General features: G+C 57.6%; 1 protein-coding gene. It reads left to right on the top strand.

Annotation, left to right across the window (positions count from 1 at the left end; translation table 11 throughout):
• Nucleotides 1–234 (top strand): hypothetical protein (locus PQQ51_RS34355; RefSeq protein ID WP_408501627.1); only part of this gene is annotated, 234 nt, incomplete at its 5' end.
• Nucleotides 235–618: the final 384 nt, after the last annotated feature.

Here is a 618-nt window from a genome sequence, read left to right as displayed (position 1 = left end):
AGCCACATGAATGTCGAACGACTTTCGACCTGTGTGAGCGCCGCGTGGATCATTGCGCTGTGTTCTGTCGTCGTGTCGTCCGGCGTGCTCTTGACGCTGCCCGACAACGGAACGAAGTGGTGTGTCCTGTTTTGGAGAAGCATCGGGGTTGCGTGGGACGCGCTCATCGTCGGGTTCTTCCTGCAACGCAAGTTTGTGGCTGGGGTCCGCACGGGTTCGCGGCTCGCGAAATAGAACGGAAAACGACCATGCTTCTGGTGCACGAATCCGACGATGCTGCGCGCGAATCTGCGATAGCGTTGCGTGCGCTAGGCGCGCCAGCCCGGCGCCTGCTCGCCCAATGCGTTGAGCATCAGCAGGTCTCGCGGGCGCAGCTGTCGCGCACAGCCCGAGCTTTGGAAAACGCGGGCTTTGTGCGGATTGAGGGGCCAGTGTTCGAGGGTACAGAGCCGTATCTTCTCTGTCCGACACTAGCTGGCGAAGAGGCGTTAGACATATTGGAAGTTGACGACGAACCGTCACTTCAATCTAGCTAATCAACCAACGGAAAATTGCTATGAGCAAAATGAGTGACGAAGGGGATATCTCGAAAACTGATGTTGCGCGGCAGAAGCGATT

The organism is Paraburkholderia xenovorans, assembly GCF_046030735.1.
Taxonomy (GTDB): Bacteria; Pseudomonadota; Gammaproteobacteria; order Burkholderiales; family Burkholderiaceae; genus Paraburkholderia; species Paraburkholderia xenovorans_A.
The sequence above is the reverse complement of the archived record's forward strand: the minus strand, read 5'-3'. Positions and strand labels throughout refer to the sequence as shown.